This is a genomic window from Corynebacterium nuruki S6-4 (genome assembly GCF_007970465.1).
Lineage (GTDB): Bacteria > Actinomycetota > Actinomycetes > Mycobacteriales > Mycobacteriaceae > Corynebacterium > Corynebacterium nuruki.
In genome coordinates, this window is sequence record NZ_CP042429.1 from 2,820,301 (window position 1) to 2,844,654 (window position 24,354).

Consider the following 24,354-nt stretch of genomic DNA (forward strand, 5'->3'; position numbering starts at 1 on the left):
AACACCGTGAAGCACACGATTTCCCGCGGCGGCACCGTCGCCGCCGCGCTCGTCGCCGGATCGCTGATCCTGACCGGCTGCAGCAACTCCGACAGCGGCTCCGGCACCTCGTCGGACTCGACCGCTGATCTCAGCGGCACCACCGGCCAGTTGACCGGGGAGGGCGCCACCTCCCAGCAGACGGCGATGGAACTCTTCGGCGCCGCGTACAGCTCGGCGGTCCCGGGCGCCACCCTCGCCTACAACGGGACGGGGTCCGGCTCCGGCCAGAAGCAGTTCATCGCGGGACAGGTCGACTTCGGCGGCTCCGATTCCGCGCTCGACCCCGGCCAGGCGAAGGACGCCGCGGCGCGCTGCGACGGGAACCCGGCCTGGCACCTGCCGGCCGTGGTCGGCCCGGTCGCCGTCGCGTTCCACCTCGACGGTGTCGACAACCTGAACCTGTCGGTCGACACGGTCGCGAAGATCTTCAAGGGCGAGATCACCACCTGGAATGACCCGGCCATCGCCGCGGAGAACGAGGGGACGCAGCTGCCGGACAAGGAGATCAACGTCCTGTACCGGTCCGAGGAATCCGGCACCTCCGACAACTTCCAGAAGTTCCTGAAGACCGCGACCGGCGGTGAGTGGGACACCGAGGGCAAGACTTTCCCGACGAAGGTCGGCTCCGGCGCCCAGGGGTCCTCCGGGGTCGCGCAGCAGGTCAAGAGCACCGACGGTGCCATCACCTACGTCGAGGCCGGTTACGCGAAGGATCTCGGCACCGCCAAGCTGGACTTCGGTGCCGGCCCGGTCGCCCTGAACGCCGACTCGGTGAACAAGGCCCTGGCGAACGTCCGGTTCTCCGGGGAGGGCAACGACCTCGTCGTCGACCCCGACTCGCTGTTCGGCCAGAAGGAGGCCGGTGCCTACCCGCTGGCGCTGACGACCTACGAGATCGTCTGCTCCGCCGGCTATGACGCGGACACGGCCGCCCGGGTGAAGGACTTCCTCCACGTCCTCCTGGACAACCAGGACGGGAGCCTCGGGGACAAGGGCTATGTCCCGCTGTCCGGGGCGTTCGAGGAGAAGCTGACCACCGCCGTCGACGCGATTGCGTAGGAAGAACCCGATGTCCACCCCTCTGGACAGCGTCGACGGCGCGGCGCCCGCCCGGGAGGCCTCTCCCGCCGCGGCGGCCGGGGCGTCCGGCGGCAGTCCGTTGACCGGCCGGGACGGCGGACGCCGGACCGGCGACCGGATCTTCACCTGGTTGACGACCGGCTCCGCGGTACTGATCTCGGTCATCATCGCCGCCATCGCCGTCTTCCTCCTCGTCCAGGCCGTGCCTGCCCTGACGCGGGAGCGGGACGGGATCCTGAGCTTCTTCACCTACGGGGACGCCTGGAACCTGGACTACGCCACCAACGACGGCGGGTGGATGCAGTTCGGCATCCCGGACCTGTTCTTCACCACTGTCGTCGTCGCCGCGCTGGCCCTGGCCATCGCCATGCCCGTCGCCCTCGGTATCGCGGTCTTCCTGTCGAACTACTGCCCGGCCCGGTTCGTCCGCCCCCTCAGTTTCGTCGTCGACCTGCTGGCCGCCGTGCCGTCCATCGTCTTCGGCATCTGGGGCATGCAGGTCCTCGGCCCGGCGCTCGGCGGGATCTTCAGCTGGATCCACAGCTGGGCGGGCGATTTCTTCCTCTTCGCCCACTTCGCGAACTCACCGGCGTTCTCGACGAGCCGCAACCTGTTCACCGGTGGGGTGGTCCTGGCGATCATGATCCTGCCGATCATCGCGGCGACCGCCCGGGAGGTCTTCGTGCAGACGCCGCGCGGGCAGATCGAGGCGGCGCTGGCACTCGGCGCCACCCGGTGGGAGGTCGTGAAGCTCGCGGTGCTCCCGTTCGGCCGCTCGGGCTACATCTCCGGCGCGATGCTCGGTCTGGGCCGTGCCCTCGGCGAGACCATGGCGCTGTACATGGTCATCGCCTCGGCGCCCGGATTCCGGTGGTCCCTGTTCGACGGCGGGACGACCTTCGCCACCGCGATCGCCAACGCGGCCCCCGAGTTCAACGACGACACGAAGGCCGGCGCCTACATCTCCGCCGGGCTGGTGCTGTTCGCCCTGACCTTCATCGTCAACGCCGCGGCCCGCACGGTCGTGAAGAACACGAAGTAGGAGAGGACCCCGATGACAACCGTGCACCGACCGGACCGGTCCCACGCGGCACTGGCCCCCAGCGGCTTCACCGACATCGCCGCGGGCCGGAAGGCCCGCAACCGGATCGCCACCGTCCTCGTCTGCGCGACGATGGCCGTCGCCTGCATTCCGCTGGTGTGGGTGCTGTGGGAACTGCTGCGCCGCGGCCTCCCGGCACTGCTCGACGGCGGCTGGTGGGCCTACGACATGCTGGGGCAGATCTCCAGCGAATCCGGCGGCGGCATCTCCCACGCGATCATCGGCACCCTGACCCAGGTGGTGGTCACCACGCTGATCTCGGTGCCGGTCGGCGTCCTCGTCGCGGTGTATCTCGTCGAGTACGCCCGCGGCGGCTGGCTCGGCCGCGTCACGACCTTCATGGTCGACATCCTGACCGGTGTGCCCTCGATCGTGGCGGCCCTGTTCGTCTACGCCCTGTGGGTCACGATGTTCGGTTTCGGACGCTCCGGGTTCGCCGTCTCCCTCGCCCTGGTCCTCCTCATGATTCCGGTGACGGTCCGCAACACCGAGGAGATGCTGCGGATCGTGCCGGACGACCTGCGGGAGGCGGCCTACGCACTGGGCGTCCCGAAGTGGAAGACGATCCTGCGGGTCGTGCTGCCCACCGCCCTGTCGGGCATCGTCACCGGTGTGATGCTCGCCGTCGCCCGGGTGACGGGGGAGTCCGCCCCGGTGCTGGTTCTGGTCGGTGCGACCCCGGTGATCAACTGGAACCTCTTCGAGGGCCCGCAGAACTCACTGCCGCTGTTCATGCTGCAGATGTACAAGGAACCGGCGAGTGCCGAGGTGCTCTCCCGCCTGTGGGGCGCCGGTCTGACCCTGGTGATCATCATCGGTGCGCTGTACCTCGGCGCCCGGCTGATCTCCGCCCGATTCTCCGTGAAAGCGGACTGACCCGCCGAAGGCAGGGACACACCATGGCCAAGCGCCTCGACCTCACCGACGTCAACATCTACTACGGCGACTTCCACGCCGTGAAGGACGTCAGCCTGCACGTGCCGCCGCGGTCGGTGACCGCGTTCATCGGCCCGTCGGGCTGCGGCAAGTCCACCGTGCTGCGCACCCTCAACCGGATGCACGAGGTCATCCCCGGTGCGTACTGCACCGGCCGGGTCGAACTCGACGGTGAGGACATCTACGGCCGCCACGTGGACCCGGCGGCGGTGCGCAACACGATCGGCATGGTCTTCCAGAAGGCGAACCCGTTCCCGACGATGTCGATCGAGGAGAACGCGGTCGCCGGGCTACGGCTGGCCGGGGAGAAGAACAGGAAGAAGCTGCACGAGGTCGCCGAACGCTCGCTGCGGGCGGCGAACCTCTGGGAGGAGGTCAAGGACCGCCTCGACCGGCCCGGCGGTGGCCTGTCGGGCGGCCAGCAGCAGCGGCTGTGCATCGCCCGCGCGATCGCCGTCGAGCCGGAGGTGCTGCTCATGGACGAGCCGTGCTCGGCCCTCGACCCGATCTCCACCCTGGCGGTGGAGGACCTCATCCACGAGCTGAAGGAGGAGTTCACCATCGTCATCGTCACCCACAACATGCAGCAGGCGGCCCGGGTCTCGGACCAGACCGCGTTCTACTCCCTCGAGGCCGCCGGGAAGCCGGGCCAGCTCGTGGAGATCGGGCCGACGAAGAAGATCTTCGAGAAGCCGGACCGGCAGGAGACCGAGGACTACATCTCGGGCCGGTTCGGCTGACCGGGGGTACGGCCGACGCCGCTGTGGACCCCATCTGTGCCACACTCGTGGGGAGGAAAGGAGTCGGTGATGACGGAACAGACGGACCGGCCGGTCCACATCGTGCTGATGGGGGTGAGCGGCAGCGGTAAGGGGCCGCTGGCGCAGGAGCTCATCGCGCGGACCGGGTTCACCGGTGCCACCGCCGAACAGCTGCAGCCCGCCGAGGTGCGCGACAAGATGGCCGACGGTGGATTCGTGTCACCGGACGACCGGCTGCCGTGGGCGTACGCCATCCGTGACTGGTTGACGGACCAGGCCCGCCAGGGGCACTCCACCGTGGTGGTCAGCCTCGGACTGGGCCGTCGCGCCCGTGACATCTTCCGGGAGGCGGAGGGCTTCGTGTTCTTCGTCCACGTGCACGGCACCGAGGACGTCATCGAGGACCGGGTGCGCCGCCTCACCGGGCACTACCCGGACGCCGAGGTGCTGCGGCACCAGTATGCGGAGCTCGACCGGCTGCGTGCCGACGAGGCCGGCGTCCGGCTGGACGCCGCCCAGCCGACGGATGTCCTGGCGGACGCCGCCCTGGTCGCCCTGGGCGTGGCCCGGCGGGCGGCGGAGACGGACGACGACGCGGACGACTAGAACGCGTCCGAGCCGTACCGCCGCCGGATCTCGTCGAACTGCTCGCGCAGGTTCTCCTGCTGTTCCTCGGAGCGGCGCGAGACCTCGTACTCCGCGGGCTGCATACCCGTGGCCAGGTAGACCACCCGGGTACCGATGTTGACGGCGTGGTCGGAGTACCGCTCGAGGTACCGGGACAGCAGGGTCACGTCGACGGCGACGGAGACGGGCCAGGGCCAGTCGTCGCGGCCGGTGATCTGGAACATGTGGGCGTGGAGGTCGTCGACCGCGTCATCGTCGAGGGCGAGTTCCATCGCCTTCTCCGGGTCATAGGTGACGAGGACGTCGTGGAGTTTCCCGCCGATGTCGTCGACGAGCCGCGCCATCTCCCGGAAGTAGGGTTCGACGGTCGGTGGGACGGCCCGGTCCGGGTACCGGCGGCGGGTGGTGCGGGCGACATGGACGGCGAGCGCGGCCATCCGGGCGAGGTCCTCGACGATGTAGGACCCGGAGACGACCTGCCGGAGGTCGCGCGCGACGGGTGCTTCGAGGGCGAGCAGTTCGAAGGACCGTGCCTCGGCCCGGACCCGGAGGTCCTCGACCTCGTCGATGGAGCTGAGCACCTGTTCGGCTGTGTCGACGTCGGCGTCGAACAGTGCCGTGCAGGCGCCGGACATCATGGTGCGGACCGTGTCGGACATCACCGCGAGTTCATGGGCGAAGGTCCGCATCTGTTCCTGGTAGACAGTGCGCATGCCCGTCAGTGTAGCCAGGGTCACGCCGGCGCGCCGGGCTAGCCGCCGCTGTTGGCGGCGCCCGCGTCCTCGCCGGTCTCCGCCACGCCGACGCCGTCCTCCTCCGGGTCGTCGAGCCAGCCGTCGGGCAGTGCGACCTTCCCGGGGGCGCCCTGTCGTCCGCGGGCACCGTCGGCGTCCGCTGCCAGGGCGTCCGAATCCCACATCGGGTCGAGGACGCCCCGCAGGTCGGCCAGGCTGTTGATCTGGCCGAGCTGCCGGCGGATCTCACCGCCGGCCGGGAAGCCGCGCAGGTACCAGGCCATGTGTTTCCGGATGTCGCGGCTGGCGTACTTTTCGCCGCTGTAGTCGGCGAGGAGTCCGGCGTGCCGCATGATGATCCGGCAGACCTCGCCGAGGGTCGGCTCGGCGGGGACCGGCTCGCCCCGAAGGTGGGCGGAGAGTTCGGCGAACAGCCAGGGGCGGCCCAGGCAGCCGCGGCCGACGACCACACCGTCGCAGCCGGTGCGGTCCATCATCGCCGCGGCGTCCGAGGCCTTGAAGATGTCGCCGTTGCCGAGGACGGGGACGCCGGTGCCGGCCATGTGCTCGACGAGCCGGCTGATCTCGTCCCAGTCCGCGTCGCCGGAGTAGCGCTGGGCGGCGGTGCGGCCGTGGCAGGTGACCGCGGCGGCCCCCTGGTCGGCGGCGATCCGGCCGGCGTCGAGGTGGGTGTGGTGCTCGTCGTCGATGCCGACGCGGAACTTCACGGTCACCGGGACGGCGTCCGGACCGCGGTCCCGGCCGGCGTCGGCCACGCCACGGACGGCGGCGCCGACGACGTCGGCGAACAGCCGGCGCTTGTAGGGGAGTGCGGAGCCGCCGCCGCGCCGGGTGACCTTGGGGACCGGGCAACCGAAGTTCATGTCGATGTGGTCGGCGAGGCCTTCCTCGGCGATCATCCGGGCGGCCCGGTAGGTGTACTCCGGTTCCGTCGTGTACAGCTGCACGCTGCGCGGCGACTCGTCGGGGGCGAACTCCATCATGTGGAGGGTCTTCTCGTTGCGCTCCACGAGGGCGCGGGCGGTGATCATCTCGCAGACGTAGAGGCCGGAGACGCTGCCGGTGCGCTGCTGTTCCTGTTCGCGGCACAGCGTGCGGAAGGCGACGTTGGTCACCCCGGCCATCGGCGCGAGGACGACCGGGGAGGCCAGTTCCAGCGGGCCGATGCGCAGAGCGGGGGTGGGGGTGGGTGTCGCAGTCACCGTACAATCGTGGCACCGGGGTGGGGATGAGGCAAAAACAACAGCTTCACCGTGTCGGGGGTAGCGACAGCCGGTTCGAAGTGATAAGGGATAAGCGACTAGAGTCGGGTGCTGTTCATCACAACTGACACACAACTGACAGAAGTTGGATTGCAGAGGAGTACAGCACGTGTCTGATCGCATCGACTACCCGGCCTTCGAGTCGAAGGTCATGTCGGCCGAGGAAGCAGCCGAGTTCATCAACAACGGCGACATGATCGGAACCTCCGGCTTCACCGGTGCCGGCTACCCGAAGGCCATGCCCGGTGCCATCGCGGCGAAGGCGAAGGCCGCCCACGACCGGGGCGACGAGTGGGCGGTCAAGATCCTGACCGGCGCCTCCACCGCCCCGGAGAACGACGGCGTCCTCGCCGAGGCGGACGCCGTCAGCTTCCGCTCCCCGTTCAACACCGACCCGAAGATGCGGGCGAACATCAACGCCGGCAAGACGAAGTACACGGACATCCACCTGTCCGAGCTGGGCATGTACGTCCAGGAGGGCTTCTTCGGCCACATGGACGTCGCCATCGTCGAGGCCGTCCGGATCCGTGAGGACGGCAAGCTCGTGCCCTCCTCCGCGGTGGGCAACAACATCGAGTTCATGGACGCCGCCGACCGGATCATCATCGAGCTGAACGACTGGCAGTCCCCGGAGCTCGAGGGCATGCACGACATCTACCGCATGCAGATGCCGGGCGACCGGACGCCGCTGGAGATCACCTCCCCGGGTGACCGGATCGGTGACTTCGCCATCGATTTCGACCCGGCGAAGGTCGTCGCGATCGTCCGGACCGACGGCCCGGACCGTAACAGCCCGTTCAAGCCGCTGGACGACACCTCGAAGGCCATCGCGGGCCACCTGCTCGACTTCCTCGAGGGGGAGGTCAGCGCCGGGCGTCTCTCCTATGACCGGCTGATCCTGCAGAACGGTGTGGGCAATGTCCCCAACGCGGTCCTCGCCGGCCTGATGGACTCGAAGTTCGAGAACATCACCGCGTACACCGAGGTCATCCAGGACGGCATGCTCGACCTCATCGACGCCGGGAAGATGTCGATGGCCTCCGCCACGTCGTTCTCCCTGTCGCTGGACGCCGCCCACCGGATGAACGAAGACGCCGCCCGCTACCGTCAGCACATCATCCTGCGGCCGCAGCAGATCTCCAACCACCCGGAGGTCATCCGCCGTCTCGCCCCGATCGGCATCAACGGCATGATCGAGGCCGACATCTACGGCAACGTGAACTCCACGCATGTCGCGGGTTCGAAGATGATGAACGGCATCGGTGGTTCGGGTGACTTCACCCGCAACGCCTATATCTCGTCGTTCGTGACCCCGGCCGTGGCCAAGGACGGTGCGATCTCCGCGATCGTCCCGATGGTCTCCCACGTCGACCACACCGAGCACGACGTCAAGCTGGTCGTCACCGAGCACGGTTACGCGGACCTGCGTGGTCTCGCCCCGCGTGACCGGGTGCAGAAGATGATCGCCATCGCCGACCCGGAGTACCGCCCGCTGCTGGAGGAGTACGTGGAGTACGCCTCGAAGTCCACGGCGCAGCAGACCCCGCACGATCTGACCCGCGCCTTCGGGTTCCACACCCGGTTCCTCGAGACCGGCACCATGAAGAAGTAATGCAGATATAAGAGTTTATGTCTGAAAGTGACTGATTCCTGTCCGTATAACCGTGGTCACAGAATCTCTCCCGCGTGATACTTGTCACTGACCGTCCGAACCGGACGCCTATCCACGATGAGAGGGAGACACCACGATGTCAGACAGGATCGCCCACCCGGGGCTCCGCGCCAAGGTCATGACCGCCGACGAGGCGGCCGAGTTCGTCAACAACGATGACCTGGTGGGAATGTCCGGCTTCACCGGAGCCGGCTACCCGAAGGTGCTGCCGACCGCGATCGCCAAGCGCGCCAAGGAGTTCCACGCCCGGGGTGAGGAGTTCGCGATCTCCCTGCTGACCGGTGCGTCGACCTCCGCCGAACTCGACGGTGAGCTCGCCGAAGCGGACGCCGTGAAGTTCCGTGCGCCCTACCAGTCCGACCCGATCATGCGTGACAAGATCAACTCGGGGAAGATGAAGTACGCGGACATCCACCTCTCGCACCTCGGCATGATGGTGCAGGAGGGCTTCTTCGGGACGATGGACGTGGCCATCGTCGAGGTCACCAAGATCCTCGAGGATGGCCGGATCGTCCCCTCGTCCTCGGTCGGCAACAACGTCGAGTACCTCGACGCCGCCGAGAAGATCATCCTCGGTGTGAACTCGTGGCAGTCCGAGGAGCTCGAGGGCATGCACGACATCTACCGCATCGGTCTCCCCGGGCACCGGCAGCCCATCCCGATCACCAATGTCGGTGACCGGATCGGCAGCCCCTACATCGACATCGACGTCAACAAGGTCGTCGCCGTCGTCGAGACCGACTCACCCGACCGCAACGCGCCGTTCAAGCCGTTGGACGACACCTCCAAGGCCATCGCCGGCCACTTCCTCGACTTCCTCGAGGGCGAGGTCGCCGCCGGCCGGCTGTCCTACGACCGCTACATCATGCAGTCCGGCGTCGGTAACGTCCCGAACGCGGTCATGGCGGGCCTGCTCGACTCGAAGTTCGAGAACATCACCGCCTACACCGAGGTCATCCAGGACGGCATGCTCGACCTCATCGACGCCGGCAAGATGTCGGTCGCCTCCGCGACCTCGTTCTCCCTCTCCCCGGAGTACGCGGAGAAGATGAACCGGGACGCCGCGAAGTACCGCGAGAACATCATCCTGCGGCCGCAGCAGGTCTCCAACCACCCGGAGGTCATCCGCCGCCTCGGCCTCATCGCCACCAACGGCATGATCGAGGCCGACATCTACGGCAACATCAACTCCACCAACGTCATCGGCTCGCGGGTCATGAACGGTATCGGCGGTTCGGGTGACTTCACCCGCAACGCCTACATCTCCTCGTTCATCAGCCCGGCGGTGGCCAAGGGCGGCAAGCTCTCCGCGATCGTGCCCTACGTGACCCACACGGACCACACCGAGCACGACGTCATGGTCATCATCACCGAGTACGGCTACGCAGACCTGCGTGGTCTCGCCCCGCGTGACCGCGCCCAGAAGATGATCTCCATCGCCGCGCCGGAGTACCGTCCGCTGCTCGAGGAGTACGTCGATCGCGCCGGCCAGGGCGAGTTCCTGCAGACCCCGCACGAGCTGGCGCACGTCTTCGACTTCCAGAAGCGGTTCGTTGAGACCGGCTCGATGCTGCCGTAGGACGGCGGGGTCACCCCGTGGTGGCGAACCGCTTGCGGTAGCTCGTCGGGGTGACCTGCAGGATGCGGGAGAACGCCCGGCGCATCGCCTCGTCCGTGGCGAAGCCGGCGAGTTCCGCCACGGTGGTCACCGGGAGGTTCCCGGAGACGAGCAGCTGCCGTGCGCGGTCCACCCGCACCCGCTCGACCCACCGGGAGGGGGTGGTGCCGAGCTCGTCCCGGAACAGTCGTCCGAGGTGGCGGGGGCTCACGGCCGCCGTCCGTGCCATCGAGGTCAGGGTGTGGTCCGCCTGCGGATTCTCGAGGACGGCGTCCGTCACCCGTTTCAGGGGCGAGGCGAAGAAGGAGCCGTCGGGGGAGGGGTTCCCGCGGGAGGCGAACTGCGCCTGTCCGCCGGGACGGTGCAGGAACACCTCCAGTTCCTGGGCGATGGACCGGGCGACTGCGGTGCCCATGTCCTCCTCGACCAGTGCGAGGGCCAGATTCATCCCGCAGGCCACACCCGCTGACGTGGCGAACCGGCCGTCCCTGACGAAGTAGAGATCCTCCTCGACGAGGATCTCCGGGTACCGGCTGTGCAGGGCGGTGGTGTGCCGCCAGTGGGTGGTGGCGCGGCGTCCGTCGAGGAGACCGAGCGCGGCCAGCGCGAAGGTCCCCGTCGAGACCGCGGCGACCCTGCGGGCGCCGGTCGCCAGGACCGAGACAGCCGACAGTAGACCGCCGGGCGGCGCCGGAACAGTGAGCTGGTCGGAGCCGGCGACGATGACCGTGTCCACGGGGCCGCCGGCGGTCACGTCGGCGGCTGCGGCGGCGGCGCTGATCACGATGCCGCTGGTCGTCCGGACGTCCCCGCCCGTCGGCGAGGTGAACACGAGCTCGTAGTGGTTGCCGTCCCGGCCGTCCGCCCGGCTGAAGACCTCCGCGGGTCCGGTCACGTCGAGGGCGGAGGCGCCCTCCGGAATGATGACGGCGATTCGTCTCAGCATGCGCGGAATGTCCTGATTCGCCGGTTTCTCGTCCGGAAAACTGTGATGTCCGCCATGGCTGGAATGGTATCAGCGGAAAAACCTGGATGTCTGACGGGGGGACACGGTGGGTGGGGCGGCCGGGGTACGCTACACTGCTATCCGATACGGGCCTCTAGCTCAGTTGGTAGAGCTACGGACTTTTAATCCGCAGGTCGTGGGTTCGAGCCCCACGGGGCCCACCAGTATTTTCGCTTCCTTCCGTCCCGCCGGGGTCGTCCACCGCACGTCGGGCAGGTGAGGTCGGGGGAATGACGGGGGTCGGCGACGGTAACCGGTAACATTGCCGCCTATGAGCAGACTTTTCGGAACTGACGGGGTACGTGGTCTGGCGAACAAGGTGCTGACCGCACCTCTGGCGCTCCGCCTGGGGGCGGCCGCGGCCCGGGTCCTCACCGGGACGGCGGCGGCGGGCTCCAGCCGCCGCCCTACCGCGGTGATCGGACGTGACCCGCGGGTGTCGGGGGAGATGCTGTCGTCGGCCCTGGCGGCGGGGATGGCGTCCCAGGGCATCGATGTCCTGGATGTCGGTGTGCTGCCGACGCCGGCGGTCGCGTTCCTCACCGACGACTACGGTGCCGACATGGGCGTCGTCATCTCGGCCTCCCACAATCCGATGCCGGACAACGGCATCAAGTTCTTCTCCTCCGGTGGGCGGAAGCTCGACGACGCCGTCGAGGACGAGATCGAGTCGATGATGCTGGAGCTGCAGAACGAGCGGGACGAGTCCGGGCCCACCGGTGCGGCGATCGGACGGGTCATCGACGAGTCCGGCGATGCGCTGGAACGCTACCTCTTCCACCTGCAGGAGGCCGTGCCGACACCCCTCGACGGCATCCGTGTGGTCGTCGACTGCGCCAACGGTGCCGCGAGCCAGGCCGCCCCCATGGCCTACGAGGCGGCGGGTGCGGATGTCGTCGCGATCCACAACACCCCGAACGCCTTCAACATCAACGACAACTGCGGGTCGACCCATATCGATGTGGTCCGGCAGGCTGTCCTGGACCACCACGCCGATCTCGGTCTGGCGCACGACGGTGACGCGGACCGCTGCCTCGCGGTGGATTCCGAGGGCAATGTCGTCGACGGTGACCAGATTCTGGCGATTCTCGCCGTCGCCATGAAGGAGGCGGGGGAGCTCCGGAAGAACACGCTGGTCGCCACGGTCATGTCGAACCTGGGACTGGCGCTGGCAATGGAGGAGCAGGGCATCACCCTGCGACGTGCGAAGGTCGGTGACCGGTATGTGCTCGCGGATCTGAATGCGCATGATCTGTCCCTCGGTGGCGAGCAGTCCGGGCATGTCGTCATTCCTGCCCACGCCACGACCGGGGACGGGACGCTCACCGGGCTGTCGCTGATGGCGCGCATGGCGAAGACGGGGAAGACGCTGCGTGAGCTGGCTGCGGTGATGACGGTCCTGCCGCAGACGCTGATCAATGTCCCTGTCGAGGACAAGGAGCGGATCCATTCCTCATCGGTGGTCGCGGACGCCGTGGCTGCTGCGGAGGCCGAGCTGGGGGACGACGGCCGGGTCCTGCTGCGCCCCAGTGGTACGGAGCAGGTGTACCGGGTGATGGTCGAGGCTGTCACGTCGGCTGAGGCGAAGCGGGTGGCGGGGAAGCTCGCCGCGGTGGTGGTTGCGGAGGGCTGACCTCCTGTTTTGTCGCGTGGGTGTGTCCCGGTCGTCCGGTTTTCCGGACGCCGGGTCGGCTCGTCAGATGGTGGGTGGGAACACTGTCAGGCGGTGGTGGCGGCCCCGGGGGTCAGGCCGCCTGTGCCGGCCCGCCGGGATCGGTTCCGGTGGCACAGTCGACAACCAACGGGCCCGAGGCCACGGTGGTGGCGGTGACCCCGGCGGGGCCGGCCCAGTGCAGGGTGATCCCGTCGTCGGGGGTGTGCACTTTCCAGAGTTTCCTGGTCTTCAACTGGTGGTGGGTCCGGCACAGGCATGCGCAGTTGCGGATACTCGTCGGCCCGTCACTGTCCGGGTCGGTGAACGGTGAGTTGACGATGTGGTCGAGTTCGCACCGGTCGGCCGGCACCCGGCAGCCGGGGAACCGGCAGCGGGCGTCGCGGCCCACCGCGGTGGCCCGGTGCAGGGTGGTGAACCGGTAGCAGCCGGTGTCGGTCAGATCCTCGATGTCGGGCAGGTCGCGGACCAGGTCGGCAACCTCGATCAGGGTGGCGGTGGTCGTCGGGGACACCCAGCCGTTGCCGATGACGAACCCGGGACCACAGGCGGGGCCGGTGGGGGCGGTCGGACCGGCCTGTGGGACAGGGTCCGGAGTCTCCGGACCCGTCCCCGGGCCGGCCGGGCCGGCGGCGGAAGCGTCACCGGCAGGGTTGGTGTCTCCACCGTCGCCGTTGTCCGGGCCGGTCGGGCCGGCCTCAGGACCGCTGTCGGGACCGCCGGTGCCGTCGGGGCCGGTGTCTCCACCGTCGGGGCCACCGTTGCCGCCGGGTCCGTCGGGGTCGTCGGTTCTCGGCGTGTAGACGTTGACGACGACCTTCAACTGGTCACGGTGACCACCCAGGATCTTCAGCATCGCCTCACCCCGGCACCGGATCATCCCCGGCGCCGGCAACGGATCCGCCAACGTCGCCACCGGCTCCTCCTCCGGCACACCGGATTCGGTGCTCGCGCCGGCCGGGTTGATGATGCCGTCGACGATCCGACGGGCCGCCACCAACTCCGCCGACTCCGGCTCACACCCGGACTCCGGCTGCGCCTGGCGTTGCTGCTGCGCCCGGAGGGTCTCCTGCTCAACCAGGAGCTCCTTACGCACCTCCAGCGCCGCGGCGGACAACGGTTCCCACAGCCCGTCGGCGACCGACCGGTCCCCGCACTCCAGAGTGAACCGGGTACCCCGCCGCGTCAGCCCCACCGTCTTTCGCTCAGTGTCCTCGGTGTCGGCGACCGGCACCGGTGCGACGTCGGTGAGGATCCCGTCGGTGGCGTCGCCGAGAGCGGGCACCGACCACACGGTCCCGTCCGGGGTGAGCTGGGCCCCGAGCCGGGTGGCAACCGCCTCGTCGACGGTGGCGGGCAGCTGCTGGCCGGCGGCGGCGAGGGCGCGGGCGTGCCGGTTGATGCGGGTCCAGATGATCTCGAGGTGTTCGACACTGTAGCGGGAGTCGGTGCGCATACGGTCGAACAGGGCCGGCATCCGCACCGCCAGGTCCGCGGCGTGGGCGTAGCACACCGCTTCGCGGTGGCCGCGGCGGCGGACGGCCTGGGCGGCCGACAGGCGGGCGGCGGGTCCGATGGTGGTGAGGAAGGCGACGAGGGTGAGTTCGGCGGTGTTCACCGGCCCGGCCAACCTCTGCGACAGACTGTTGTAGGTCTCGCCGCTGGTCGGTTCGGTACCGTGCGGGACGTGCCGGCCACCACGGGGGTGGTCCCCGCCGCCGAGCCGGCTGGTCCTGCCGCTCTCGCCGTCGCGCTTGCTGTTGTCGTCCCTGCTGTTGCCGTGGTTGTCGTCGGTGGGTGGTGTGGTGGTCATGGTCCCCTCCCGGTGGTCCCCGCCTGACCTTCTCCTGATGTGCTCTACGTCACAGAGTACCCCACCCACCGGACAGAGTCAACCACCTGTTCGAAATCATGTGGAACGCCTGTTCGCCGGACTGTGTCCCGGCGTCCGACAACGTACTTGCCTGGGGAGTGCCGGGCGAATACCCCGGAAAAAGCGTGGGGTCGGGGAACCTTCGACGGCTGGCGGGCGTCTATCCCTGGTGACCATCGAAATCGGCGTCCCGGAGTGCGGACGCAGACACAGAGGAGGGACGGCACATGGGGTCTGTCGACGGGAAAGCTCCGACCGCGGCGACTGGCGGAGGCGCCACGATGCATCTGGTACCGGAACGGGCACATGCCGGTATCAGGGAGATGACGCAGAAACTCGCGGACCGGGTGGACGCCGTATCCGCGGCAGCGCCCCGGGTGAATATCCCTGCATTCGGCAACGGCCTGGCATCCCAGGCCGCTGAGGTGGCTGCGCTGTTCGCCGGGATCCAGGACAACAGGATCAGCCACCTCCGCAGACTCAGCGACGGTATCGCGGCAGCAGAGAAGGGCGTCCTGCTCGTGGAACGGGCGGAGGATGAATCCACGGCCGAATTCTCCGGAGGTGCGTCGTGAAACGGCCCGCATCCGGCCAGGGTGCCGCGCAGATCGACGGCGCCCTGGGCAGGCTCGCCGGCAGTTCCGCGGTGGCCGGTGGCGGAGCGAACATCGGGACACTGGTGACTCTCGCAGACTTCGCCGTCGGCCTGATGCCGGACAGCATCAGGGACGGGGTCAGGGAACTGACCACGTCGGCATCCGGACGGCTGCTGCTCAGTGCCGATCCGTTCGGGGCACTCCTCGGACTCGGTCACGGTGCAGTGACCGGATCACTCGAGGCCGCGGCACAGGACCAGGAGGCACATGACCGGGCAGCTGAACAGGCGGGCACATCGGCCTGCGGCTGCGCCGATGCGATGTCGGAGGTCGCGACGTCCTGCGCCGCCTCCGTCGAACAGTGCGTGGCCGGAGCGACAACCGTCGCGGACACGTTGGTCGCCCTGGCGGACGGACTCGCCGGGCTCCTCACCCCGGCGGCAGCGGTCGCGCTCCGGGACGCGGCGCAACAGGTCCTGGCCACCGCGGGGGACGCCACGGGGGAACTGCTGCAGCAGCGAAACTGTGCCCTGGAAACCTGCACGGAGACGCTGATCGCCGACTGCGCCCCGGCGGCGGAGCCGGGACGCTGCCATGACCCGTTGACGACGCCTACCTGCGCCGTCGATACCGGGACCGCGGGTGTGCCGCCGTCGATACCGGAACCGTCGGTACCCGGTGACGTAAGCACCCAACCGGCGGCCGTCGCACCGTGCCCACCGGGTCCACCGGGCGCGCCTGTGCCCGTCCCCGCCGCTCCGGACGCCGTCATCGGGACCGCAGTGCAGACTGCCGCCACTGCGGTCGGGTCCCTGGTCCAGTCAGCGGCGGCAGTGGTCGGCGGTGCGGTCGACGCTCTGACAGGCGCGGTGGCTGGCGGGGTCAACGGGGTCAGCGGGGTCCACGCGGTCGCGGCACCGGCAGTGGACATTGCCGTACCGGACCTCGCCGCGACGCCGTGTCCGCCTCCGGTGTCGGAGGCGGACTGTGGGTGCCCTCCGGAGCCTGAGCCGGAGCCTGAGCCGTCCTGTCCGTCAGAGGTCGCGCCGGAACCGGAACTTCCTGAGCCGGAGCAGGAACCGGAGCCTGACGTCGAGGCCACCGTGGATCCGGTACACGGTTTCGACAAATCCACCTACCTCTTCGAACAGGAGACCGGGGTGAGTGACCAGGGAGGAGAGGATGACGCGGAGGCTCCGGTGGGGGCAGGGGTGGAACCGGATCTGCCTGAGCCAGAGACAGAGCCTGAGCCTGAACCCGAACCTGCGCCGCCGCCTCCATCGGCCCCGGCCGCCGTCGATGTCCCTGCTCCACCGCAGGCGGAGTCGACGGATACCTGGGACCCCGAGTTGTGGCTCAGCGGGGACGACGGGGGAGTCGTCGTCGAACGGAGCGGGGACTGGTGAACGGAGACAACGGAGACAGCAGAGACAGCAGAGACAGTGGAGACGGAGTCATGGCAGAAACACACGACAGCGGACCGGGGCACCCGGACTACGGGGCAGTCGTCGACGACTACCTCGCCCGTGCCGGACGCATCACCGACGAGTTCGCGCAGGCCCTGCAGAAACAGGTGGATGCCATCGGCGACCTGGTCAAACAGGTGAAGGAGGGGAACTTCGGTGATCTCGGTGAACTCCGGGAGTCCGGTGACCGGTCGGCCGGGGCGCCCGCCGCAGACACCGGTCAGCCGGCACCGGCGGTGCGGAGGGTCAGGGAATTCCGGGAGCCGGGGATCTTCGACTGATCAGACCGGGCAGGTCGGAGGTGCCGGTCAGCGGTGCAGCAGGGCGTCCTGCAGTTTCTCCACCGGGTCGGCGAACTCGGGGAGGGCGGCGAACAGTTCGCCGCGGGTCCTGGTCGTCGTGCCCTTGACCGCGGCGTCGGGGTCGCGGAAGGCCGCATAACTGTCGTCGTCGGTGCCGAGGACGAAGCCGACGGTGAGGGCGCGGACGAGCGCCTGCGCCCCCTGCTCCAGTCCCGCGCCCAGCGCGAACTTGTGACCGAGGTTCTCACTGAACCCGGCCGCGGAGGCCTTCGTCACGCTGCGGTAGACGACCGGGCCACGCCACGAAGCCGCGATCCGGTCGGCGCTGCCGGCGTCGAGGGGGCCCGCCTTGCCGGGGGCGAAGACGAGCGCCGGCGCGTCCACCGTGCGGGCGACGTCGCAGCAGCTCGGGGTCGTGTCCGAGGGGAACACCGCGATCACCCCGGCCAGCGTCGGCGTGACGGGGTCGGCGGTGCGGCGGCGGTCACGGGCGGACCGCCGCTTCGTGGTCTGCCGGGGGGCGACAGGCCGCCCCGCCGCGGCGAGGACCGCCGCACCGGCGCCCATACCGTGGCCGGCGAGGAAGAGCCGGTCCGGGTCGACGGTCGTGGCGCCGTTCCCCAGCCGCACACCGGCGAGGATCTGGAGGCAGGACTCGAGGTCGGCGGCGAGGCCACGGTGGTCGGGGGTGAACCCGGTCTCCGTGTCGGGCGCCGCCACGGCGATCCCCCAGCTGGCGAGGTGCCGGTAGGTCGAGCGGTAGGCGTCCGCCCCGGTGCGCCAGTCGTGCCCGAACGCGACGGCGGGGGCGTCTTTCACACCGACCGGGGTGAAGAGCGTGCCGGGCAGTCCGGTGACTCCGAGGTCACCGGTACTGACGTCGTAGGGGCCCGGCCTGCCGAGGCGGGGGAGGAGTTTCTTCACGTTCGCAGCCACGACCCCACCTTAACGGATGGCGGCGACACGGTCGGGTTGCGGACTTCAGTATCCTTGTCGACATGTGTGGCATCGTTGGATACGTCGGGGATCCCCTGAAGAACGCGGAGACCGGTGAGGGCGCCCTCGACATCGGTCTGGACGCCCTCGCCCGGATGGAGTACCGGGGCTACGATTCGGCCGGGATCGCGGTGGTGACGCCCGGCCGGCTCGAGGTCGAGAAGAAGGCGGGCAAGCTCGCCAACCTCCTCGCCCAGATCGAGGTCGACGGGCGCGACCGGTTCGCCGGCTCGACCTGCATCGGGCACACCCGCTGGGCCACCCACGGTCGGCCGAACGACGTCAACGCGCACCCGCACGTCTCCTTCGACGGCAAGGTCGCGATCGTCCACAACGGCATCATCGAGAACTTCGCCCCGCTGCGCGCAGAGGTCGAGGCGGCGGGCGTCGAGCTCACCAGTGAGACCGATTCCGAGGTCGCCGCCCACCTGCTCGCCCTGGCCTACGCCGCGGGCCCCACCGCCGGCGACTTCGAGGCGTCGGCACTGTCCGTGCTCAGCCGCCTGGAGGGTGCCTTCACCCTGCTGTTCACCCATGTCGACGAGCCGGGGAAGATCGTCGCCGGCCGTCGCTCCACGCCGCTGATCGTGGGCGTCGGTGAGGACGAGATGTTCCTCGGTTCCGACGTCGCCGCGTTCATCGCCCACACCCGCAACGCCGTCGAACTCGGCCAGGACAACGCGGTCGTCATCACCAAGGACGGCTACAAGGTCATGGGCTTCGACGGCACGCCCGCCGAGGGACGCCCGTTCACCATCGACTGGGACCTGGAGGCCGCGGAGAAGGGCGGCTTCGACTCGTTCATGATGAAGGAGATCCACGAGCAGCCCGCCGCGGTGCGGGACACGCTCGCCGGCCACTTCGTCGACGGCCGGGTGGTCCTCGACGAACAGCGGCTGTCGGACGAGGACCTCCGGCAGATCGAGAAGGTCTTCGTCGTCGCCTGCGGCACCGCCTACCACTCGGGCCTCCTGGCGAAGTACGCCATCGAGCACTGGGTCCGGCTGCCCGTCGAGATCGAGGTCGCCAGCGAGTTCCGGTACCGCGACCCGGTGCTGGACCAGCAGACCCTCGTCGTCGCCGTCTCCCAGTCCGGTGAGACCGCCGACACGCTCGAGGCCGTCCGGCACGCGAAGGCGCAGGGCGCCCGTGTCCTGGCGGTCTGCAACACCAACGGTTCGCAGATCCCGCGGGAGTCGGACGCCGTGCTCTACACGCACGCCGGCCCGGAGATCGGTGTCGCCGCGACGAAGTCCTTCCTGTCCCAGGTGACGGCGAACTACATCGTCGGTCTGGCCCTGGCGCAGGCCCGCGGAACGAAGTACCCGGACGAGATCGCGAACATCTACGACGAGCTCGAGGAGATCCCGGCGAAGATCGACAAGGTGCTCGGTCTGCAGGGGCAGATCCACGAACTCGCCGAGTACCTCGGGGCCATCCCGACCATGCTCTTCCTGGGCCGTCACGTCGGCTACCCGGTGGCACTGGAAGGCGCGCTGAAGCTCAAGGAGCTCGCCTACATCCACGCCGAGGGCTTCCCCGCCGGCGAGCTCAAGCACGGCCCCATCGCCCTCATCGAGGACGGACTGCCGGTGGTCGTCATCGTGCCGTCCCCGCGGGGCCGGGAGGTGCTGCACTCCAAGATCGTGACGAACATCCAGGAGATCCGGGCCCGCGGTGCACACACCATCGTCATCGCGGAGGAGGGTGACGAGGCTGTCCGGCCGTACGCCAACGCCCTGCTCGAGATCCCGGCGGCGGGGACGCTCATGCAGCCGCTGCTGTCCACCGTCCCGCTGCAGTTCCTGTCGGCGGAGATCGCGCGGCAGTGCGGCAACACCGACATCGACAAGCCCCGCAACCTGGCCAAGTCGGTCACGGTCGAGTAGAACCGGTCATGGACTAAGGAGCAGAACCACGGATACCACGCACGCTCTCGCCGAGACAGTCATCGACCTCAACGCGGTGGCGCACAACGTCCGCGCCATCGCTGACCACGTCGCCCCCGCCGGGGTGATGGCGGTGGTGAAGGCCGACGGCTACAACCACGGTATGGCGGACATCGCCCGTACCTCACTCACCGCCGGGGCGTCCGCGCTCGGCGTCGCCACCCTGGGCGAGGCGCTCGCCCTGCGGGACGCCGGTATCGACGCACCGGTCACCGCCTGGATCTGGCTCGCCGAGGGGGAGGACCTGGCGGACGCCGTGTCCCGGGACGTGACCCTCGGCGTCCCGTCGCTGGCCCACCTGCGGGCGGCGGAGGCCGCGGCGGTGGCCGCCGGGGCCCGGCTGCGTGTCGGGCTGATGGTGGACACCGGCCTGTCGCGCTCCGGTATCGGCCCGGCGGAATGGTCGGCGGCACTGGACGCCGCCGATGCCGCGGTCGATGCCGGCCACCTCGAGGTCACCGGACTCTTCTCCCACTTCGCCAGCGCCGACGACCCGATCTCCCCGACGACGGACCTGCAGGAGCAGCGCTTCTCCGCCCGTATCGAGGAGTGCCGTGCCCGGGGCCTCGACGTCCCGGTCAACCACATCGCGAATACCCCGGCGGCACTGTCGCGGGTGGACCTGCGGCATGAGATGGTGCGGCCCGGCGTCGGCGTCTACGGGGTGGATCCCTGCGCGATCCCCAGCGGGGTGGACCTGCGGCCGGCGATGACACTGCACGCCCGCGTGGTCACCACCCGCATCGTCGCGGCAGGAGAGGGGGTCAGCTACGGCCACCACTGGATCGCGCCGGAGGACCACCGTACCGCCGTCGTCGCCCTCGGCTACGCCGACGGTCTGCCGCGGGCGCTGTCGGGCAAGTTCGGTGTGACGGTCGACGGGACCTGGTTCCCGCAGATCGGCCGGGTCTGCATGGACCAGATCGTCGTCGACCTGGGGCCGGTGGCCGACAGTGACGGCCCCGGTGCCGCCGTGCGACCCGGCGACTGGGCCGTCATCTTCGGTGAGGGCGGGCGTCCGGTCCGGGAGATCGCCGACGCCGCGGACACCATCGACTACGAGATCCTCACCATGCCGCGCGGTCCGCGGGTCGCGCGCCGCACCATCGCACTGCAAGGGTGAGGGACGGGGTGACGATGGTCGATTTCACCGCCCCCGCGGGGACGGCCCCGGCCGGCTCTGCCGCGCAGATGCGGGACCTGGGCGAACAACTCGGCGGCGTGCTGCAGGCCGGGGACGTCGTCGTGCTCACCGGGCCGCTGGGCGCCGGCAAGACCACCTTCACCCAGGGCCTCGTCCGCGGTCTCGGGGCGACCGGGCGGGTGCAGTCGCCGACGTTCACGATCATCCGGGAACACCGGGCGGGCACCCGGGCCGACGGCCGGCCGGGGGTCGGCATGCTGCACATGGACGCCTACCGGCTGCTGGGGGACGCCGTGCAGACCGCCGTGAGCGAGCGGGGAGCCGACCTGCCGCGGGACGCGGTGCTGGACATGCTGGAGTCCCTCGACGTCGACGACGACCTCGGTGACCGTGTCCTCGTCGCCGAGTGGGGCAGGGGAGTGGTGGAGACGCTGTCGACCCGGGTCATCGACGTGGAGATCAGCCGTGACACCCCGGCCGACAGTTCCGCCGACCCCGCGGCACCGGACGAGGAACCGCGTCGGCTGCGGTGGACCTGGCTCGACCGCCGGTGACACCCCCGTCCGCCACCCCCTGACCACAGGGCTCCGCCGGCACCGTTGCGTGTCTCCGGGGAGGCGTGCATAATGGGCCTCGGATCACTGTGAGGGGTGTATCCAACAGGAACCCCGCCGCAAATGGAGAGTGCGGCGGGGTTCCGCCTTATCTTCCGGGGGGAAGTAGACTTCAGGTCCATGCATGTTCTCGCGGTCGACACGTCCACCTCCTATGTCGTCGCCGGGGTGGTGGACGTGGCGCCGGACGGCACACCGCGGACCCTCGCGCAGCGCACCGAGCTCAATCCGCGCGGGCACATGGAGGTCCTGACCCCGAACATCGTCGACTGCCTCGCCGAGGCCGGTCTGACCCCCGCCGACCTGGCCGCGGTCGTCGTCGGCACGGGGCCGGGGCCGTTCACCGGCCTGCGGGTCGGCATGGCCACCGGGGCGGCGTTCGGGGAGGCACTTGACATCCCGGTCCACGGTGTGGAGAGCCATGTCGCGACCGCCTGCGGGCAGCGGGAGTCCCCGGTACTGGTCGTCAGCGACGCCCGTCGCCGGGAGTGGTACTGGTCCGTGGTGGACGCCACCACCGCCGCCGTCACCGACGGCCCGGCCGTGACCGCCCCCGGTGAACCGGCGCAGCGCCACCCGGAGGTCACCGTGCTCGCCGCCCGCGAGATCACCGCGAAGACCGACCTGGTGCCGCCGACCTGGAAGGTCGCGGACGCCGACGCGCACCCCACCCCGACCGGACTCGTCACTGCCGCGGTGCGCCGCAACGGGGTGGCGGGGCTGGGCCGGCCCGGCGATCCGCTGCGCGCGCTCTACCTGCGGCGGCCGGACGCCGTGGCGCCGACCCGGAAGCCGGTGTCCGAGGCGCTCGACTTCGCCGGGGTGGATCTGCCCGCGGCCGTCGGGACGCCGGTCGTCGCCGCCCTCACCGAGGCGGACGCCGCCGCCTGCGCCGATATCGAGGCCGCTGTCTTCGCCGGGGACTCACCGTGGTCCGCGGCGGCCTTCCGCGCCGAGATCACCGCCCCGCACACCCGCTACATCGGACTGTTCCGGGAGGGCGAACTGCTCGGCTTCGCCGGGCTGGCGATGGCGGGCCCGCTGACGGACCCCGAGTTCGAGGTCCACACCATCGCACTGTCGCCCGCCGCCCAGGGGCACGGCTGGTCGAAACTGCTCATGGACCCGCTGATCGAACTGGCCGACCGGCACCGCGGGCCGGTGTTCCTCGAGGTCCGTACCGACAACGACCCGGCGGTGGGCCTGTACCGGTCCTACGGGTTCGGGATCACCGGCACCCGACGCGGCTACTACCAGCCCTCGGGGGCGGACGCCTTCACGATGCACCGGCCCGCGGCGTCCCGCACCGGGGCGGCACCGTCACCGGGGGCATCCGCGACTGCTGGACCACGGATCATCCTCGGCCTGGAGAGCTCCTGCGACGAGACCGGGGTCGGCATCGTCGAGCTGGGGGAGGACGGTGCGGCGACGCAGATCAGCAACCGGGTGGCGTCCTCGATGGAGCAGCACGCCCGGTTCGGCGGGGTGGTCCCGGAGATCGCCTCGCGGGCTCACCTGGAGGCGGTGGTCCCGACGCTGCAGGCGGCGCGCGCCGATCTGCGGGAGGCGACGGGGCGGACCCGGCCGGACGCCGTCGCCGCCACCGTCGGTCCCGGTCTCGCCGGTGCACTGCTCGTCGGCGCGGCTGCGGCGAAGGCCTGCGCGGCCGCCTGGGAGGTGCCGTTCTACGGCGTCAACCACCTCGGCGGCCACGTCGCGGTGGATACGCTGCACACCGGTGAAGACGGCGGGGACGGGGTGCCGGATGACCTGCCGCACGCCGTCGCCCTCCTCGTCAGTGGCGGACACACCCAGATCCTGGAGGTCCACGGTGTCGGCCGGCCGATGACCGAGCTGGGGTCCACGCTCGACGATGCGGCGGGGGAGGCCTACGACAAGGTCGCCCGGCTGCTCGGACTCGGCTACCCCGGGGGCCCGGTCATCGACCGGCTCGCCGCCGGCGGGGACCCGACGGCGGTGCCGTTCCCCCGCGGCCTGTCGAAGAAATCCGATCCCGCCTACGATTTCTCCTTCTCCGGGCTGAAGACCGCGGTGGCGCGGTACGTCGAGCAGGCGGAACGGCGGTCGGAGAGTATCCCGGTCGCCGACCTGTGCGCGTCGTTCCAGGAGGCCGTGGTCGACGTCCTCACCGCGAAGGCGGTGCGGGCCTGCCGGGACACCGGGGCGTCCGTCCTGCTGCTGGGCGGGGGCGTGTCGGCGAACCGTCGGCTGCGGGAGCTGGCGGCGCAGCGGTGCCGGGCGGCCGGGGTGACGCTGCATGTCCCGCCGCTGCCGCTGTGCACCGACAACGGGGTGATGATCGCGACGCTGGCGGCGCATCTCATCGACGCCGGTGCGGCGCCCAGCGGGCTGGCGGTGGGGACGGACCCCTCGCTCGAGGTCACCGTTCCGGTGCTGGCACCCGGAACGGTTGAGGGCTAGCACTTGGCGGGGTAGAGTGCCAAGTGGTTGTGTGATCCACAGTTGTTCACCCGCGACGACGGCTGTGGTCGGTACCCGCCGATCCCACCGACCGGAACATGAATAAACAACGGACTGAATACACGGAGGTATTCATCGTGGCGAACGTCAACATCAAGCCGCTCGAGGACCGCGTCCTCGTCCAGATCGTCGAGGCCGAGGAGACCACGGCGTCCGGTCTGGTCATCCCGGATTCGGCGAAGGAGAAGCCGCAGGAGGCCACCGTCGTCGCCGTCGGTCCGGGCCGCTGGGCGGACGACGACGACCGCATCCCGATGGACGTCAAGGAGGGCGACACGGTCGTGTTCTCCCGCTACGGCGGCACCGAGCTGAAGTACGACGGCCAGGAGTACCTGCTGCTCAACCAGCGCGACATCCTCGCCGTCGTCGAGAAGTAGGG

General features: G+C 69.7%; 21 protein-coding genes and 1 tRNA gene. 17 read left to right on the forward strand and 5 right to left on the reverse strand.

Translation table 11 applies throughout. The features are described 5' to 3' along the window. Nucleotides 1-6 precede the first annotated feature (6 nt). From pstS to FSW06_RS12770, 5 genes are all read left to right on the forward strand, one after another. Nucleotides 7-1,101, forward strand: a complete 1,095-nt coding sequence (gene pstS / locus FSW06_RS12750) for a phosphate ABC transporter substrate-binding protein PstS (protein WP_010119973.1) — start codon at nt 7-9, stop codon at nt 1,099-1,101. 10 nt (nt 1,102-1,111) lie between these two features. Continuing rightward, nucleotides 1,112-2,164, forward strand: coding sequence for a phosphate ABC transporter permease subunit PstC (gene pstC, locus FSW06_RS12755; RefSeq protein WP_010119972.1), 1,053 nt, complete (start codon nt 1,112-1,114; stop codon nt 2,162-2,164). A gap of 12 nt (nt 2,165-2,176) precedes the next feature. Beyond that, nucleotides 2,177-3,100 (forward strand): phosphate ABC transporter permease PstA, encoded by a 924-nt coding sequence (gene pstA, locus FSW06_RS12760; RefSeq protein WP_010119971.1) that lies wholly within the window; start codon nt 2,177-2,179, stop codon nt 3,098-3,100. A 23-nt stretch (nt 3,101-3,123) separates the two neighbouring features. Continuing rightward, nucleotides 3,124-3,900 carry a phosphate ABC transporter ATP-binding protein PstB gene (pstB, locus tag FSW06_RS12765; RefSeq protein ID WP_010119970.1) on the forward strand — a complete coding sequence of 259 codons (777 nt, stop codon included), beginning with the start codon at nt 3,124-3,126 and terminating at the stop codon, nt 3,898-3,900. Between the two features lie 69 nt (nt 3,901-3,969). Then, nucleotides 3,970-4,527 carry a gluconokinase gene (locus tag FSW06_RS12770; RefSeq protein WP_010119969.1) on the forward strand — a complete coding sequence of 186 codons (558 nt, stop codon included), beginning with the start codon at nt 3,970-3,972 and terminating at the stop codon, nt 4,525-4,527. Here FSW06_RS12770 and phoU read toward each other — a convergent pair. After that, nucleotides 4,524-5,261, reverse strand: coding sequence for a phosphate signaling complex protein PhoU (phoU, locus tag FSW06_RS12775; protein ID WP_010119968.1), 738 nt, complete (start codon nt 5,259-5,261; stop codon nt 4,524-4,526). The two genes, FSW06_RS12770 and phoU, sit on opposite strands and share 4 nt — an antisense overlap. A gap of 38 nt (nt 5,262-5,299) precedes the next feature. Beyond that, on the reverse strand, nt 5,300-6,427 hold the full coding sequence (dusB, locus tag FSW06_RS12780; RefSeq protein ID WP_050801963.1) for a tRNA dihydrouridine synthase DusB: 1,128 nt from the start codon (nt 6,425-6,427) through the stop codon (nt 5,300-5,302). A gap of 247 nt (nt 6,428-6,674) precedes the next feature. Here dusB and FSW06_RS12785 point away from each other — a divergent pair, with 247 nt between their 5' ends. After that, entirely contained in the window at nt 6,675-8,177 is a 1,503-nt protein-coding gene (locus FSW06_RS12785) for a succinate CoA transferase (protein WP_010119966.1), read from the forward strand. A gap of 136 nt (nt 8,178-8,313) precedes the next feature. Continuing rightward, nucleotides 8,314-9,816 (forward strand): acetyl-CoA hydrolase/transferase family protein, encoded by a 1,503-nt coding sequence (locus FSW06_RS12790; RefSeq protein ID WP_010119964.1) that lies wholly within the window; start codon nt 8,314-8,316, stop codon nt 9,814-9,816. A 10-nt stretch (nt 9,817-9,826) separates the two neighbouring features. Here FSW06_RS12790 and FSW06_RS12795 read toward each other — a convergent pair whose 3' ends face one another. Further along, complete coding sequence (locus tag FSW06_RS12795) at nt 9,827-10,801, reverse strand: GlxA family transcriptional regulator (RefSeq protein WP_010119963.1); 975 nt, start codon at nt 10,799-10,801, stop codon at nt 9,827-9,829. 148 nt (nt 10,802-10,949) lie between these two features. Here FSW06_RS12795 and FSW06_RS12800 point away from each other — a divergent pair. Beyond that, nucleotides 10,950-11,025, forward strand: a tRNA-Lys gene (locus tag FSW06_RS12800). 107 nt (nt 11,026-11,132) lie between these two features. Further along, a complete protein-coding gene (gene glmM, locus FSW06_RS12805; protein ID WP_010119961.1) occupies nt 11,133-12,494 on the forward strand; it encodes a phosphoglucosamine mutase in 1,362 nt (453 codons plus the stop codon). Nucleotides 12,495-12,606: 112 nt separating this feature from the next. Here the strand turns inward: glmM and FSW06_RS12810 are convergent, their stop codons facing one another. Continuing rightward, on the reverse strand, nt 12,607-14,346 hold the full coding sequence (locus tag FSW06_RS12810) for an HNH endonuclease signature motif containing protein (protein ID WP_146881350.1): 1,740 nt from the start codon (nt 14,344-14,346) through the stop codon (nt 12,607-12,609). A 287-nt stretch (nt 14,347-14,633) separates the two neighbouring features. Between FSW06_RS12810 and FSW06_RS12815 the strand changes: the two genes are divergently transcribed. Genes FSW06_RS12815 through FSW06_RS12825 form a run of 3 tightly spaced genes read left to right on the forward strand, consistent with a single transcriptional unit; the run spans nt 14,634 to nt 16,749 of the window. Then, nucleotides 14,634-14,981, forward strand: coding sequence for a hypothetical protein (locus tag FSW06_RS12815; RefSeq protein WP_146881351.1), 348 nt, complete (start codon nt 14,634-14,636; stop codon nt 14,979-14,981). Next, complete coding sequence (locus tag FSW06_RS12820) at nt 14,978-16,408, forward strand: hypothetical protein (RefSeq protein ID WP_010119952.1); 1,431 nt, start codon at nt 14,978-14,980, stop codon at nt 16,406-16,408. The genes FSW06_RS12815 and FSW06_RS12820 overlap by 4 nt, the downstream gene beginning before the upstream one ends. Before the next feature lie 50 nt (nt 16,409-16,458). Beyond that, the gene (locus FSW06_RS12825) at nt 16,459-16,749 is read left to right on the forward strand and encodes a hypothetical protein (RefSeq protein ID WP_010119951.1); all 291 of its coding nucleotides are present in this window, start codon (nt 16,459-16,461) and stop codon (nt 16,747-16,749) included. Between the two features lie 27 nt (nt 16,750-16,776). Here FSW06_RS12825 and FSW06_RS12830 read toward each other — a convergent pair whose 3' ends face one another. After that, on the reverse strand, nt 16,777-17,706 hold the full coding sequence (locus FSW06_RS12830) for a dienelactone hydrolase family protein (RefSeq protein ID WP_010119950.1): 930 nt from the start codon (nt 17,704-17,706) through the stop codon (nt 16,777-16,779). A 62-nt stretch (nt 17,707-17,768) separates the two neighbouring features. On the opposite strand from FSW06_RS12830, the gene glmS reads away from it, so the two are divergent. The 5 genes from glmS to groES all read left to right on the forward strand — a co-directional run bounded on the left by glmS (nt 17,769) and on the right by groES (nt 24,352). Beyond that, on the forward strand, nt 17,769-19,655 hold the full coding sequence (gene glmS / locus FSW06_RS12835; RefSeq protein WP_010119949.1) for a glutamine--fructose-6-phosphate transaminase (isomerizing): 1,887 nt from the start codon (nt 17,769-17,771) through the stop codon (nt 19,653-19,655). A gap of 76 nt (nt 19,656-19,731) precedes the next feature. Then, complete coding sequence (alr, locus tag FSW06_RS12840) at nt 19,732-20,838, forward strand: alanine racemase (protein WP_238525944.1); 1,107 nt, start codon at nt 19,732-19,734, stop codon at nt 20,836-20,838. A gap of 14 nt (nt 20,839-20,852) precedes the next feature. Next, entirely contained in the window at nt 20,853-21,413 is a 561-nt protein-coding gene (gene tsaE, locus FSW06_RS12845; RefSeq protein WP_083827029.1) for a tRNA (adenosine(37)-N6)-threonylcarbamoyltransferase complex ATPase subunit type 1 TsaE, read from the forward strand. Nucleotides 21,414-21,593: 180 nt separating this feature from the next. Beyond that, nucleotides 21,594-23,915 carry a tRNA (adenosine(37)-N6)-threonylcarbamoyltransferase complex transferase subunit TsaD gene (gene tsaD, locus FSW06_RS12850; RefSeq protein ID WP_010119948.1) on the forward strand — a complete coding sequence of 774 codons (2,322 nt, stop codon included), beginning with the start codon at nt 21,594-21,596 and terminating at the stop codon, nt 23,913-23,915. A gap of 137 nt (nt 23,916-24,052) precedes the next feature. Beyond that, nucleotides 24,053-24,352: a co-chaperone GroES gene (groES, locus tag FSW06_RS12855; protein ID WP_010119947.1), complete on the forward strand. Its 300-nt coding sequence runs from the start codon at nt 24,053-24,055 to the stop codon at nt 24,350-24,352. Nucleotides 24,353-24,354 lie beyond the last annotated feature (2 nt).